This window comes from Halomonas sp. OfavH-34-E, from assembly GCF_024124525.1.
Taxonomy (GTDB): Bacteria; Pseudomonadota; Gammaproteobacteria; order Pseudomonadales; family Halomonadaceae; genus Halomonas; species Halomonas litopenaei.
Map to the genome: position 1 here is coordinate 124991 of NZ_JAMXRY010000005.1, position 14295 is coordinate 139285.

At 61.7% G+C, this 14295-nt stretch carries 11 protein-coding genes; 7 read left to right on the top strand and 4 right to left on the bottom strand.

The genetic code is table 11. The annotated features are described in order from the left end of the window. Positions 1 to 92: 92 nt before the first annotated feature. Positions 93 to 1121 (top strand): low-specificity L-threonine aldolase, encoded by a 1029-nt coding sequence (ltaE, locus tag NH448_RS03900; protein ID WP_045991731.1) that lies wholly within the window; start codon positions 93 to 95, stop codon positions 1119 to 1121. Positions 1122 to 1209: 88 nt separating this feature from the next. Continuing rightward, positions 1210 to 1734, top strand: coding sequence for a gamma carbonic anhydrase family protein (locus NH448_RS03905; RefSeq protein WP_045991732.1), 525 nt, complete (start codon positions 1210 to 1212; stop codon positions 1732 to 1734). Positions 1735 to 2349: 615 nt separating this feature from the next. On the opposite strand, the gene NH448_RS03910 is transcribed toward NH448_RS03905, so the two are convergent. Further along, positions 2350 to 4053: an L-lactate permease gene (locus NH448_RS03910; RefSeq protein ID WP_045991733.1), complete on the bottom strand. Its 1704-nt coding sequence runs from the start codon at positions 4051 to 4053 to the stop codon at positions 2350 to 2352. A 357-nt stretch (positions 4054 to 4410) separates the two neighbouring features. On the opposite strand from NH448_RS03910, the gene NH448_RS03915 reads away from it, so the two are divergent. Together NH448_RS03915 and NH448_RS03920 are read left to right on the top strand one after the other, a co-directional pair. Further along, a complete protein-coding gene (locus NH448_RS03915; RefSeq protein ID WP_045991734.1) occupies positions 4411 to 5124 on the top strand; it encodes a glutathione S-transferase N-terminal domain-containing protein in 714 nt (237 codons plus the stop codon). 835 nt (positions 5125 to 5959) lie between these two features. Then, a complete protein-coding gene (locus NH448_RS03920; RefSeq protein WP_045991735.1) occupies positions 5960 to 6316 on the top strand; it encodes a hypothetical protein in 357 nt (118 codons plus the stop codon). A gap of 715 nt (positions 6317 to 7031) precedes the next feature. Here the strand turns inward: NH448_RS03920 and uraD are convergent. Beyond that, the gene (gene uraD, locus NH448_RS03925) at positions 7032 to 7550 is read right to left on the bottom strand and encodes a 2-oxo-4-hydroxy-4-carboxy-5-ureidoimidazoline decarboxylase (RefSeq protein ID WP_045991736.1); all 519 of its coding nucleotides are present in this window, start codon (positions 7548 to 7550) and stop codon (positions 7032 to 7034) included. 438 nt (positions 7551 to 7988) lie between these two features. On the opposite strand from uraD, the gene uraH reads away from it, so the two are divergent. From uraH to NH448_RS03940, 3 genes are all read left to right on the top strand, one after another. Next, positions 7989 to 8342, top strand: coding sequence for a hydroxyisourate hydrolase (gene uraH, locus NH448_RS03930; RefSeq protein ID WP_045991737.1), 354 nt, complete (start codon positions 7989 to 7991; stop codon positions 8340 to 8342). 77 nt (positions 8343 to 8419) lie between these two features. Next, entirely contained in the window at positions 8420 to 9652 is a 1233-nt protein-coding gene (locus tag NH448_RS03935; protein ID WP_045991738.1) for a urate hydroxylase PuuD, read from the top strand. 110 nt (positions 9653 to 9762) lie between these two features. Further along, on the top strand, positions 9763 to 10497 hold the full coding sequence (locus NH448_RS03940; RefSeq protein ID WP_083970245.1) for a GntR family transcriptional regulator: 735 nt from the start codon (positions 9763 to 9765) through the stop codon (positions 10495 to 10497). 317 nt (positions 10498 to 10814) lie between these two features. Here NH448_RS03940 and NH448_RS03945 read toward each other — a convergent pair whose 3' ends face one another. Beyond that, positions 10815 to 12413: an inorganic phosphate transporter gene (locus tag NH448_RS03945; RefSeq protein WP_045995036.1), complete on the bottom strand. Its 1599-nt coding sequence runs from the start codon at positions 12411 to 12413 to the stop codon at positions 10815 to 10817. Between the two features lie 416 nt (positions 12414 to 12829). After that, the gene (locus NH448_RS03950; protein WP_045995181.1) at positions 12830 to 14281 is read right to left on the bottom strand and encodes an NCS1 family nucleobase:cation symporter-1; all 1452 of its coding nucleotides are present in this window, start codon (positions 14279 to 14281) and stop codon (positions 12830 to 12832) included. Positions 14282 to 14295 lie beyond the last annotated feature (14 nt).

Here is a 14295-nt window from a genome sequence, read left to right on the forward strand (position 1 = left end):
AGGGCAGGGGGCCAATGCGCGTGAGGGCAGTCCTCAGGTGAAGGCCGAACTGGCATACTCGGGGAAAGGGCAGCGCGAACAAGGAGAGCGCCATGATCGACCTACGCAGCGATACCGTGACCCAACCGACCGAGGCCATGCGTGATGCCATGGCCATCGCTCCGGTGGGCGATGACGTCTGGGGTGATGACCCCAGCGTCGCCGCCTTCGAGGCTGAGGTGGCCGATCGCGCGGGCTTCGCCGCGGCGGCCTTCTTTCCCTCCGGCACCCAGAGCAATCTGACCGCCATGCTGGTCCACTGCGCGCGTGGCGACGAAGTGATCGCCGGGCAACGCTCGCACATCTATCGCGATGAAGGCGGCGGTGCCGCTGTCCTTGGCGGCATCCAGCCCCAGCCCCTGGCCCAGCAGGCAGATGGACGCATGGCGCTGGAGGATATCGCCGAGGCCATCAAGGGAGACGATATCCATCATGCGCGAACCCGACTGATCGCACTGGAAAATACCTTTCAGGGCCGGGTATTGCCCCAGGACTATGTGCAGGAGGTGACCGGCCTTGCCGCCGAGAGAGGCCTGGCCTGTCACCTCGATGGCGCCCGCCTGTTCAACGCCAGCGTCGCCACCGGCAAGTCGCTGGCGGAGCTGTGTGCCGGTTTCGATTCTGTATCGCTGTGCTTTTCCAAGGGGCTGGGCGCGCCGGTGGGCTCGTTGCTGGTCGGCGGCGAGCGCTTTATCGCCGCGGCCCGTCGCTGGCGCAAGACGCTGGGAGGCGGCATGCGCCAGTCGGGGCTGCTGGCGGCGGCCTGCCGGCATGCCTTGCATCACCATGTGGAGCGACTGGCCGACGACCACCGTCATGCCCGCCAGCTCGCCGAGTGGCTGGGTGGTATTGAAGGCATCGGGGTGGCAGGTCAGGCCACCAACATGGTCTTTCTCGACGTGCCGGCTCCTCACTGCGCCGCACTGGAGGGCTTTCTTGCCGAGCGTGGCATCTTGATCGCGGTGAGGCCGCGCACCCGCCTGGTGACCCATCTGGGGGTCAGCGAGTCGGATGTACGCCGAGTGGCGACGGAGATCGCAGCGTACTTTGCCTCTCTCGCACAGGAACCGATAACGGAGTAGGCAGAGTTTGGAAACAGCGTCCACTATATAGGCAGGGTGGGCGCCCAGCGCCCCCCATCCACAAGGATAACCTCGTCAGGAGCGGGCCATGGCCATCTATCGTCTGGGTAACCATTCCCCCCATATTCATCGCACCGTCTTCGTCGCCGAGAGCGCCGAGGTCATCGGCCAGGTGAAAATCCATGAAGACGCCAGCATCTGGTACCAGGCGGTACTCAGGGGCGACACCGAATCACTTGAAGTGCGCGAAGGCAGCAATATCCAGGATGGCGCCGTGCTGCACGCCGATCCCGGCTACCCGCTGTCGGTGGGACCGGGCGTCACGGTGGGGCACCAGGCGATGTTGCATGGCTGCACCGTGGGCGAGGGCTCGTTGATCGGCATCCAGGCGGTGGTGCTCAACGGCGCCGTGATCGGCAAGAACTGCCTGATCGGGGCAGGGGCGCTGGTCAAGGAAGGCGCCGAGATCCCCGACAACAGCCTTGTCGTCGGCTCGCCGGGCAAGGTGATCCGGCAACTGGACGACAAGGCCATCGCCGCACTCAAGACCAATGCCGAGGGCTACGTGACCAAGGCGCGGCTACATCGTACCCGGCTGGCTCGCATCGGCTAGGTCATCAGAGCCTGCGCTCGTCTACGTATCGGACAGCGCCTGGCCCCCCCTTCGCAAGAGGCCACGGACACTTCGCCGCGCTGTCTGTGGTCTGCGGGCAACTCGTCAACACCCTGGAGGGAGCGTCCCCGGTCTAGAGATGCCGTCGGGTCGGCCTTCTGTGCCGCTTGACCCTGTGTGGACCGGGAGCCTTGTGCCTCAGCAACAGCATGGATTCCGAGGATCTCGCGCCGTTGGTAATCACCACGACGGCGATCACGGTGATCATGGCAAGCAGCAGATAGGACATCTGAATTTCCCCTGGTCGAGAGTCGTGGCCCTTGTCGAGGCCATGCGTCCGTGGGCGCTCACGAAGAGCCATCCCCTGGTCAGCACGCAGACAACGCGCCTTGCCGGTGAACCTGAAAGCAAGAATGCTGCACGTGCGTACTACACTGAGTTAACTCTAGGCGCAGGGTATAAGGGCCGCCATATCAGCACAGAGGTAGTCAAACTGTGCTTAGAGTGGCGCGGTTCTCGAGCAAAGGTGGCGCCTGTCGCCAACAAGAAGGGGGTGTCATCGTCGATGACACCCCCTTGTCGGTCAGCCAGGTGGCGCCTGGCTTGGCGTAGTGCCTACTGCAACAGCCCCATCAGCGGGTCGGAGATACCGACGACCTGCATCGCCACCAGCCCGATCAGCCCCGCCGCGAGCACATAGTAGATGGTCGGCAGGATGGTCTTGCGAATGGTGATGCCCTCGCGTCCCAGCAGGCCCACGGTGGCCGAGGCGGCTACCACGTTGTGGATGGCGATCATGTTGCCGGCGGCGGCGCCGACGGCCTGAAGCGCCACCATCAGCGCGGTGGACACACCGAGTTGCTGGGCCACGTTGAACTGGAAGTCTGCCAGCATCAGGTTGGACACGGTGTTGGAGCCGGCGATGAAGGCACCCAGCGCGCCGACGGCAGGAGCGAACAGCGGATAGATGTCGCCGACACCGTTGGCCACCGCGGTGGCCATGGCCACCGGCATGGAGGCCAGATCCGCGCCGTTGACGCCGGAGTTGATCAGAATGCGCACCATGGGGATGGTGAACACCAGCACGAAGCCGGCGCCCAGCAGGGTACGGCTGGATTCACTGAAGGCCGCCTTGAGCTGATTGCCGTTCATGCGATGCATCAGAGCGGTGATCAGCACCACCATCAGCAGGATTCCGCCGGGCAGGTAGAGTGGCTGTAGGCTGCCGGAGATACCGGCCTCACCCAGGATGTCGCTGAAGCCCAGGCTTACCGAGGTCAGTGCCTGCTTGAACGGCTCGATGGTACGTGACGCCACCAGCAGTACCGCCAGCAGCACGTAGGGCAGCCAGCCCATGAAGGTGCTCATCGGTGCGCGGCCCACGACCTCGTCGGCCTTGATGCTGAGCTTGCCGATCCAGTGGGCAGGCCAGCTGTCACTTTCCGGGAAGTCCCAGCTCTTTTCGGGAATCAGGAAACCGCGACGGGCGGCCGGGACCACGATGGCAAGGCCTACCATGGCGCCGATCATCGACGGGAATTCGGGGCCCAGGAAGACTCCGGCCAGGGCGTAGGGCACCACGAAGGCGACGCCTGCGAAGATCGCGAAGGGAGCAATCGCCAGGCCTTCCTTCCAGGAGCGGTTGGCACCGAAGAAGCGCACCATGACGCTGACCATGATCAGCGGCATAAGCACACCGACCACGGCATGCACCAGCGCGACTTCTCCGGCAATCAGGCGGAAGTACTCCATCCAGGTGGAGCCGCCGGCTTCCAGCGTCTCGGTGATGCCGACCTTGTCCAGGCCACCGGCGACACCGACCACGATGGGGGTGCCGACAGCGCCGAAGGACACCGGGGTGGACTGGATCATCATGCCCACCACCACAGCGGCAAGTGCCGGGAAGCCCAGCGCGACCATCAGCGGGGCGGCCACCGCCGCCGGCGTGCCGAAGCCCGAGGCGCCCTCGATGAAGCAGCCGAACAGCCAGGCCACGATGATCGCCTGGACGCGGCGGTCCGGGCTGATGCCGGAGAAGCCATTGCGAATGGCGGCGATACCGCCGGAGTGCTTCAGGGTGTTGAGCAGCAGGATGGCGCCGAAGATGATCCACAGGATCGCCACGGTCAGGATCAACCCTTGCAGGGTCGAGGCCAGGACCCGTGTGAAGGTCATGTCCCAGGCCACCAGGGCAATCAGCGCGGTGACCAGAAAGACGATGGGCATGGCGACCTTGGCGGCCATGCGCATGCCGATCAGCAGGATGCCGGCCAGTATGAGCGGCACAAAGGCTATCAAGGCTAGAGTGGTGTCGGTCATGGTGTTGGGGTCTCTTGTCGTGTCCTTGTTTGTAATATCCGTTGTGTCGAAGTTGGCGGTCTCACGCCGGGGTAAGGCTCGGACAAGGCGGCACGATAAGCCGACTAGCGAAATCGTTCTAGACTGGGATATTGGTCAGACCAATGCAGCGCTGATGACTCCTCGTCCGATCATTCTTCAAATTTATTGTTTAACAGTAGGTTAGAGTCGACAAAGACGCTGGAGGCGGGTGCGAACGAGGCTAGTTTCTTAGACTAATGGACAGGTTTGTCTCCATCCCTCAGGAAATCATGGCGTTGGCGAGGTGGGCGGTTGATGGCACTATCGGCAGACATTCCCCTTCTAGAGGTATCTGGCATGGCCCTGGTGATGTACGACCTGTGTGGCATCGATGAGTCACTGCGTTTTTCTCCCTTCTGCTGGCGAGCCAAGCTGGCCATCGCCCACAAGGGGCTCGAGGTGGAGGCGCGGCCCTGGTGCTTTACCGAAAAGGAAAAGCTCGAATTCACGGACCATGACAAGGTCCCGGTGCTGATCGATGGCGACGAAGTGATCACCGACAGTTTCGAGATCCTGCGTTACCTGGATCGTGCCTACCCTGAGGCCCCGACGCTGCTTGGCGGTCCCTTGGCCGAATCCCGCGCCCGCTTTTTCAAGCACTACAGCGAGCGCGCCCTGCAGCTGCCGATCCTGCGTACCATCGTGATGGACCTGATGAACGCCATCCATCCCAAGGACCGCGACTACTTCCGCACCACTCGTGAAAAACGCCTGGGCATGACCCTGGAGCAGTTCCATTCTCCGGCCAAGGGGCTCAGCCAGCTCGATAGCGCCCTGGAGCCCCTGCGTGGCCAGCTGTCGGGAAGCGACTTCATTGATGGCGACACACCCGGTGCGGCGGACTACCTGGTGTTTGCCAACTTCATGTGGGCGCGTTCGGTGTCCACCGCGGATCTGGTGTCCAATGCCGATCCGGTTTACGCCTGGATCGAGCGGATGCTTGATGCCAATGGCGGTGTCGGCCGCAACGCGGTGCGCATCTGTGATATCGAAGGCGCCTATCGCGCCTGACCCTTGCTGCCGAGCGAGGCGACGCCCTGATATCGTCGTCTCGCTCTTTGCTCTTTGCTCTTTGCTCTCTGCTCTCTGCTCTCTGCTTTCTGCTCTCTGCTCTCTGCTCTCTGCTCTCGACTCTTGGCTCCTCGTTGCGCTTCCCTCCTCAGTTTCCTTCGGTAAGCTTTCGCCTTTAGTCTGCGGCGATCATGACCCCTCGGTTATTACCGCATGTCGATCATGGCTTTAGAGGATCGCCAGCAAGGGCCCTCGTCTTGGCTAATCTTGCAGATATCTTTTGGAAGGCCATCGGACAACGCTGCGGTAGCTGTACCGAGCTGGTGAATCTGCGTGCAAGTTGCTCCGGTGGCCCGTCGGAAATGGCGAAGCAGCGGTCTTGTGTTTGATGACGAAGCTGTCGATTGTCGCTACTGCCGATTGTCGCTGCTGTCGATTGTCTCTATCGGCGACCGTCGTTATTGGCGATTGTATTGGTCGTTATGTCTCACAAAAGCGTGTTTATTGTGCTTCTGGAGCTGGTGCCGCTGCTGTCATCAGAGCGTCAATCATCTACTGCTATGGTGCGAATGGTGCGCCGCTGGGCAGATGCTGAGAATGCTGGGTGACTTTACCCGCGTTAGTGCAATTAGTGGCTCGTATATGCCTTATATGATGTTGCGGTGCAACAAGGTGCGTTCTAGTCTTCACATGCGAGACGATTCTGTGCTCGTTTGAAGACGATATGTAACCGGTGCAGCACAAGATACTGCCAGGCTGCCTCGTCTCGTCGTTGTTACGGCGGTCAGGCTGCCCGTGGGCCGAGCGTGCTGGCATACCTATAGGGAGTACCAACATGAGCGAGAACAAGGCAATGCCGACAATGGAAAACATGATCCCCTCCATGGACAAATTGTTGAGTCCGTGGCGTGAGGGGAGCCTGCTGACGCTGGAGTATTCCCAGAAGATGCTGGATGTGCGTTTCAAGACCATGGACTCCGCCATGAAGGCAGGTATCGCACAGGCCCGGTCCTGGTGCGAAGTGCGCGATGCCGAAAGTCTGAAGAACGCCAGCCAGTCCCAGCAGGAAACCCTGTCGGTGATCGGAGAGAGCCTGCGCGAGGAGAGCGAGACGTTGCTCAAGTTGAGCAAGGAGTACCAGGAAAAGTGTCAGGGAGTGGCCAAGGAAGCGCTGGATTCGGCCAAGGAGTAGCGGCGAAGCTGGTACGTTCTGGACGCCAGGGGCGTCGGCTGGAGACATCGGCTAGCGTCATCGTCGAGGAATATTGCCCGCAGACACGGCCCTGAGACACGGCCCGGATACATGGCTCGGTGATATGGCTCGGCGATATGGTCCGGAGATATCGACGTCGACATGTCGATGATGACACCGGCAGGCTCAAGCAGAGATATCAAAAAAGAAGAATGGAGCCAGCAGGAACGTCACCAGCAAGCGTTTAGCTAGCAGGAAATTAGCTAGAAAGAGATTAGCTAGAAAGAGATTAGTCAGAAGTAAATAAAGCAGTAAAAAGGTGCCTGGCCCCGAGCGACAGGCGCTGCGCAAGTCGCGGAAAGGTGGGCACGAGCGTAATGGTCCCGCCTTGGGTGCAGTTTCAGCATGGTCGTGAGATGAGGTAGTGCAACTCAAGCGAGAGCGACGAGCCCCAGAAGTGAGGTAGCGCAACTCTACTGTCGTGCAGCTGGCAGGGCCCAGAGCATGACCCGGTGGTTCGCTGAACGTGGCCGATGGGCACCACGTGAAAGGGTCTGGTAGGCCGCCATCCACATGGGGCCGTTCGTCTACAACCAGCCCGGACGCGAAAAGCGTGACGATTTCAGGATGACGAGAGCGCCAAGGCCTCTGGTCATCGACGTAGGGTTTGGCGGCCGGTCACCAGGTGACCGGCCGTTTTTGTGTGCTTGCTACTTCAGCTAGCGCGATCTTCCAGTCGGAACCGAGCGATCCGATTGATCTGCACCACGGCTTCCTGCCTTTCCTGCTCGGCTGAGTTGTTCAGGCGCTGTTCGAAGGCGGCGAGGATGGTGTGCCGATTGCCGCCCTTGACCGCCATGATGAAGGGAATACCAAAACGCGCCTTGTAGCTTTCGTTGAGGCGGGTGAAGCGCTCCAGCTCCTCCGGGGTGCACTGGTCCAGCCCGGCCCCGGCCTGCTCGCGGGTGGAGTCGTTGGTCAACTCGCCTGCGGCGGCAGCCTTGCCGGCAAGATCAGGGTGCGCCCGGATGACCTGCAGCTGTTCCTCCGGGGAGGCGTCGCTGAGGACCTGGCCCATGTGCTCGGCAAGACGTACCGGGTCGTCATGCTGCTCGTTCAGGCCACGATCGAAGGCACGCTCCGCCACCCAGGGTGAGTGCTCGAAGACGTCTCCGTAGGTGGTCACGAATTGGGTCTTGTCCATCTGGCTGGGGCGTTGGGTGAGGCTAGGCATGGGGAGTGGCTCCTGTCATGACGGCAAGGTAGATGGGGACGAGCATAGCTCTGATGACTCGTTGGTGTCGGTCACACCTTGTTGGCAGCGGGCGTAGGCGCAGACGGCAAGAGGTCGGTCGAGCCTTTGTTGCTGTCGGCAAACACCAGGCAGCTATGCATGCTCAAACTGTATACAAAAAATAGTTTGAAATGTACTCTTAATTTGGTCAATGATGTATGTTGTCATGGTTCCACACCACCATGCACTGGTTCCGCCATGCCGGCATCGCTGAAGTCATCTTCGTGTTGCTGCAAGCCACGACCGGCGAAAGCCTCTGGCCAGGTGTGACGAGAGACGATGATGCTCCATATCAGTGATTCACTTTAGCCAGTCCAGGACTGGATACATTGACCCGCTGATCGACCCGCTGATGACCCGCGAGAGGGGAGGACACTTATGGGACGCCTGACCACCCATGTACTGGATACCGCGCTTGGCCGCCCAGGCCAGGGGATTCGTATTGAGCTCTTCCGCATCCTTGGCGACGAACGTCAGCGCCTCGGGGAGACGATGACCAACGATGACGGGCGCTGCGATAGCCCGATCCTCGAAGGCGACGACTTCGTCGAAGGAGAGTACGAACTGCTGTTTCACGCCGGTGACTATCTGCGCGCCCTGGGTGTCGAGGCCTCGGAGCCGCGTTTCCTCGATCGGATTCCCCTGAGATTCGGCGTGGCGGATGCCAGTGAGCACTACCATGTGCCGCTCTTGCTGTCGCCTTATAGCTACTCCACCTACCGCGGCAGCTGAGCGTCATTGAGCACGATCAACCAGGCAGCCATCGATATTGACTGCCTTCCAACAACAACTGAAGTCGAGATAGGGCCATGTCATCGTACCTGTTGGACGTGAGCAATTTTCTGCTGCGCTGGCTGCATGTCATCGCGGCCATCGCCTGGATAGGCGAGTCGATCTACTTTGTCATGCTGGACAACTCGTTGAAGACCCCCAAGGACGAAGAAGACCGCGGCAAGGGTGTGTTCGGCGAAATGTGGGCGGTCCACGGGGGCGGCTTCTACCACAATCAGAAATACGCCACGGCGCCGGCCAAGCTGCCGGACGATCTGCACTGGTCCTTCTGGAAGGCCTATACCACCTGGCTGTCCGGTTTTGCGCTGTTCGTGATTCTGTACATGGCCAACCCCAGTTTCTATCTAGTCAACCCCCAGAGTCCCTGGGAGTGGGCCGCCAATCTGTCCGGCTGGCAGGCCAATGTGGTGGCTCTGCTGTTCCTGCTCGGTGGCTGGGTCGTCTACAACGAGATGTGCAAGCGTGTCAGTCCCAACATGGAGCGCGATGGCCTCTTGAGCCTGGGTGTCGCCGTCATGATGGTGGTGGTGGCCTACCTCAGCGTGCATATCTTCGCCGGACGTGCCGCCTTCCTGCTGACCGGTGCCGTCATGGCCACCGCCATGTCCGCCAACGTCTTCTTCTGGATCATTCCGGGTCAGCGCCGCATGGTGAAGGCGATGAAGGCGGGCGAGACGCCCAACCCCCTGGATGGCAAGCGCGGCAAGCAGCGCTCCGTGCACAACACCTACTTCACCCTGCCGGTGGTGCTGCTGATGATCAGCAACCACTATTCCTTCGCCTATACCAGCGACTGGGCCTGGGTGATCATGGCGCTCTTGATCTTTGCCGGCGCCCTGATTCGCCAGTACTTCGTGCTGATGCACAGCGGTCAGCACAAGCCGAGCTACCCGGCAGCCGGGGTGGCGCTGATTCTGGTGGCCTTCGCGGTGGGGGCTCCGAGCCTGACGACCAGTCCGGCCGCCGACAACGCCAACAGCGGCAGCAGTGCACCGGTTGCATCCGACGCTTCGCCGTTGGCCCAGGTGCATGCCGTCATGCAGGAGCGCTGTGTCAGCTGCCACGCCGCCCAGCCCGCCCACGCCGGATTCACCGCTCCGCCCGCCGGTGTGGCGCTTGAAACCGAGGCCCAGGTCGAGCAGCAGAAGGCCGCGATCCAGCAGGTGGTCGCCAGCGGCTATATGCCGCTTGGCAACCTGACCCAGATGACCGACGAGGAGCGTGCTCTGGTCGCCAACTGGGGCGAATAGAGGACCAGGATGAGCCGCAGTTGCCCCGGCGGGATGCGGGGAACTGCGGTTCTTTCCTGTCGGTATATCTCGTATACAATGGGGATATATTGCATCCGAGGACAGTGTCGATGAATCAGCGCGTGAAGCCTTCGCCCCCCGCCTCACCGGCCCCCAGACAGGGCAAGAACGGTGACGGCGCCGAGCGTCACGAGGCCATTCATCGCTCGATCAGCGACGCCATCATCGAGCACCGGCTCAAGCCGGGCGCACGTTTGCGCGAGGATGCCCTGTCCGAGGTGTTCGGGGTCAGTCGTACCGGCATTCGCAAGATCCTGCAGCGCCTGGCGCTGGAGCAGCTCGTCACCCTGACGCCACGCCGTGGCGCCAGCGTGACGCGTCCTACCGCTGACGAAGCCAAGGACGTGTTCGACGCCCGCCAGATGGTCGAGTGCGGGCTGATGTCGGATATCGCCAGGCGCATCACCCAGGACGACATCGTCACCCTCAAGGACATGGCCCAGCGCGAGCGGGAAGCGCTGCGCAGCGGCGAGCAGAGCGTTGCGATTCGCCTGTCCGCCGACTTCCACACCTATCTGGCCCGGGTCTCCGGCAACCGCACCCTGGCGGATTTCGTCGAGCGCCTGTGTTCGCGCAGTTCGCTGATTCTGGCGGTCTATGGCAACGCCGGGCACCTGGGCTGCGAGTCACACGACCATCAGGATCTGATCCAGTACCTGGAAGACGGCAAGGGCGAGCGCGCCGCCGCCTTCATGGGCCGCCACCTCAAGGCCATCGAGGCCTCGTTGTCGATCGTCGAGGAAGAGGACGAGGCGCCCAACCTGTTCGATATCTTTGCGCCCTGACGGCGACAAGTGATCTAGCGGCGGAGCAGCGGCCACTCGACCGCTGGTAAACGCCCGGATTTGACAGGTTTCGGCCCCGCTGACGCCATGGTGTCAGCGGGGCCGTCTTGCGTATGGCCGTGGCCTGAAACAGCTCGCTTTCTTTAATCGCAACAGCCTTACCCAGGGCTAGGCGCTGTCCGAAAAGTCGACGAGCGAAGGTTAGACAAGGCAAAAATCGGTGAGACAGCGCAGTTTACGGGGTGTAAATGAGCATGTTGATCCGATTTTTAACGCCGTATTACCGAGCGCAGGCACTTTTCAGACAAGCCCTAGTCCTAGCCAAAGATTGTGCGCAACGTCACGAAGGACACCGCACTGATGGCCCCTGCTGCCGGCAGCGTAATGATCCAGGCAAGGCCGATCGGCTTCATCAGGGTCCAGTTGGTCTGGTGGTTGACCAGACCAATCCCCAGCACCGCGCCGATCAGAATGTGCGTACTGGAGACCGGAAGACCCATGATCGTGGCAAGCATGACGACTCCGGCAGCCGCCAGTTCGGCGGCGAATCCCGAGGCCGGATGCATGGCCGTCAGGTTGTGGCCCACCGTCTGGATCACCTCCTTGCCGATAAACCAGAGCCCGACGATCAGCGCTACCCCGAAGGTGATCATGGCTACCGGAGGAATCGCCGCCTCGCTGCCGATGGCACCATTACGCAGTACGTCGAGGATGGCCGCGAAGGGACCGATGGCGTTGGCGATGTCGTTGGAACCATGACTGAAGGCGAAGCCGGCGGCGGTGAAAACCTGCATCCAGCTGAACATCAGGAAGGTGGAACGTGACAGCGAGTTGCCCTTGAGGGTCTTGGCAAAGATGAAGGTTGCCATCCACACGACGGCCCCGATCATGCCCATGATCATGTAGTTGTTGAGGGTGGTCAGACCCAGTTCCAGGTGCTTGAAGCCCTTGAACAGAAGCATGGCGGAAATGATCATGGCACCACCGGCGGCCACCATCGGTACCCAGTTCTGCAGGGCTCGGTGGGCGTCGACATCTTCGCGCTGCTTCTCGATGCGCGAAAGCTCCTTGAAGTAGTCCGACTCGAACTCGGCGCTTTCGTAGTCCTGGTCGTGGTAAGCCTGGACATCACGTGTCATGGCGTGGGTATAGGAGATCTTCTGGATTTCCGAGAGTCGCTCGAAGGCCTCCTTGTGGCGGCGGTCGTTCTCGTACTTCTGGCGCTTTATCTCCTTGAGGCGATTCTCGGCTTCGTCGTTGTAGCTGAGGATGTGCTTCTTGATCAGCCCGAACAGGGCGTAGGAGACCAGACCGCCCAGTACCGGCGACAGCACCCAGGACACCGCGATCTGCCAGATCTGGTCCCACTGCACCAGTTCCATGCTGTGGACGCCCGGAGTCAAGGCGCCGAGTACCAGCGAGGAGCCGACGATGGCGCCGATGATCGAGTGGGTGGTGGAGACCGGATAGCCTTTCTTGCTGGCGAACAGCAGCCACAGGGCGGCGGCGATCAAGGCCGACATCATGATGTAGACGAAGTCCATCGGCGCGACAGTAAAGCCGGACAGGTCGACGATACCCTTGCGAATGGTGTCGGTGACCTGGCCGCCGGCGATCACCGCACCGCTGACCTCGAACACTGCTGCCACCAGCAGTGCCTGCTTGATGGTAAGGGTGCCGGCGCCGACGCTGGTGCCGAAGGAGTTGGCGACATCATTGCCACCAATATTGAAGGCCATGAACACCCCGAACAGGGTGGCCAGTCCAAAGACCAGGGGAAAATGGCCCTGAGTGTAGCCAGACCCCCAGAACAGAAAGTAGCCGACGGTGGCAAACAGCAGCACGGCGAAGGCCAGGCTGAGGCCGGAAGGCCTGAATCCCGACGATGTCGATACGGAATGACTGGGTGTTGTCATTGGATGTCCTCATGTTGGGCCGGCCTGAAGAAGATGGACGGCGGGAAGAGGACGACGATGGAGGGGGCGCTTTACGGATTTGTTGCAATGTGATGGAGCACTATACTCTATCGCGTTTTTTGCGCTGTTTTGCGCGCAAATAGGGTGAAGGTGTAGGTGATGGCGCGAGACTTGAAAGACTTTTCGTACCCACCTTTCGCAGCTAGCCTACCGCCTGACGACGGTAGGCTAGCTGCGGCCCTGTAGTGCGGCCCTGTAGTGCGGCCCTGTAGTGCGGCCCTGTAGTGCGGCCCTGTAGTGCGGCCCTGTAGTGCGGCCCTGTAGTGCGGCCCTGTAGTGCTGTGGCTTAGTCGTACGGACTGGCAGTACGACGGCGGCTCAGCAGGGCCAGTGATGGTCTGCCGTCTTGGCTCCCATCAGGCCGTCACCACCTGCTTGTGCTGGCGCATCAGCGCGTAGTAGATGGCGCCACCGAGTGCTGCCCCCATCATCCAGCCGAAGCCGGCCAGTCCTTGCAGGGCCGGCACCACTACCGTCGCCAGCGAAAAGATCGCGGCCAGCGCAAAGGCCACCACGGCGCGCAGGTTCCAGCCGTTGGTGTAGGTGTAGGCGTCGCCTTCACGGGACGAGAACAGCGCCTGGACGTCGAGTCGGCGGCCCTTGATCAGGTAGAAGTCGACCACGATGATGCCGTAGAACGGAGCGACGATGGCACCCACGGCGTTGACGAAGCCGGGCACGCCGATCTGGCTGATCACCGAGACCCACAGCGCGCCGACGAAAAAGGCCACGCAGGCGGTGATCAGGCCGCCGACCTTGAAGCTGATCACCCGGGGAAAGAGGTTGGCCAGGTCGTAGGCCGGGGGAATGAAGTTGGCCACCAGGTTGATGCCGACGGTGGCGGCGAAGAAGGTGACCGCCGCCAGCAGCGTCAACGGCAAGGCGTCGACCCGTTCGACGATATCGGTGGGGTTGGTCAGGGCCTCGCCGAACAGCACCAGGGTACCGGCGGTGATGATCAGCGCGATAAAGGAGAAGAAGGCGACGTTGAGGGGAAGCCCCAGCAGGTTGCCAAGCTTCATCTGACGTTCGGTTCTGACGAAGCGGGTGAAGTCGCCGAAGTTGATCACCACGGCGGCGAAGTAGGCCACCATGGTACCGACCACGGCAGCGAAGGCGCCGATGCCACCACCGCCTTCCCCGCTGGCCGAGAAGATGGTGCCCACCGCCGGCAGCAGCTCGCTGCCGGCCTGCCACCAGACCACCACCATCAGCGCTACCATGACCACGTAGACCAGCGGCCCCGCCCAGTTGAGGAAGTGCTTGATACGCTCGATCCCCGACCAGAAGATCGCGATCTGAAACAGCCACACCAGCACGAAGGACAGCCAGGCGACCGGTGACAGACCGAGCATGCCGGCCCCGCCGTCGGTACCGATCAGGGCGGTGATCATCAGGGTGACGGCGGTGGAGGCGAAGTAGGTCTGCACGCCGTACCAGAAGATCCCGACCAGGGCGCGCAACAGCGCCGGCAGGTTGGAGCCGCGCACGCCCAGGCTCGCCCGCACCATGACCGGGAAGGGGATGCCGTAGCGCACGCTGGGGGCACCGGTCAGATTGACCAGAAACATCACGATCACCCCGGCCAGGATGATCGCCGCCATCACCGCCCAGCCGCTCAGGTTGTAGGACAGAAACAGCGACGCGGCCAGGGTGTAGCCGAACAGGCTCTGGATGTCATTGGACCAGACGTTGAAGATCTCGAAGGCGCCCCAGTTGCGCCGAGCGTGGGGCAGCGGGGCCAGGTCCTCGTTGTACAGGTCCGGATCGACCCGGGAGGTATCGAGGCTTAGATCGTCATGGGACATAAAGGTGTCTCTTG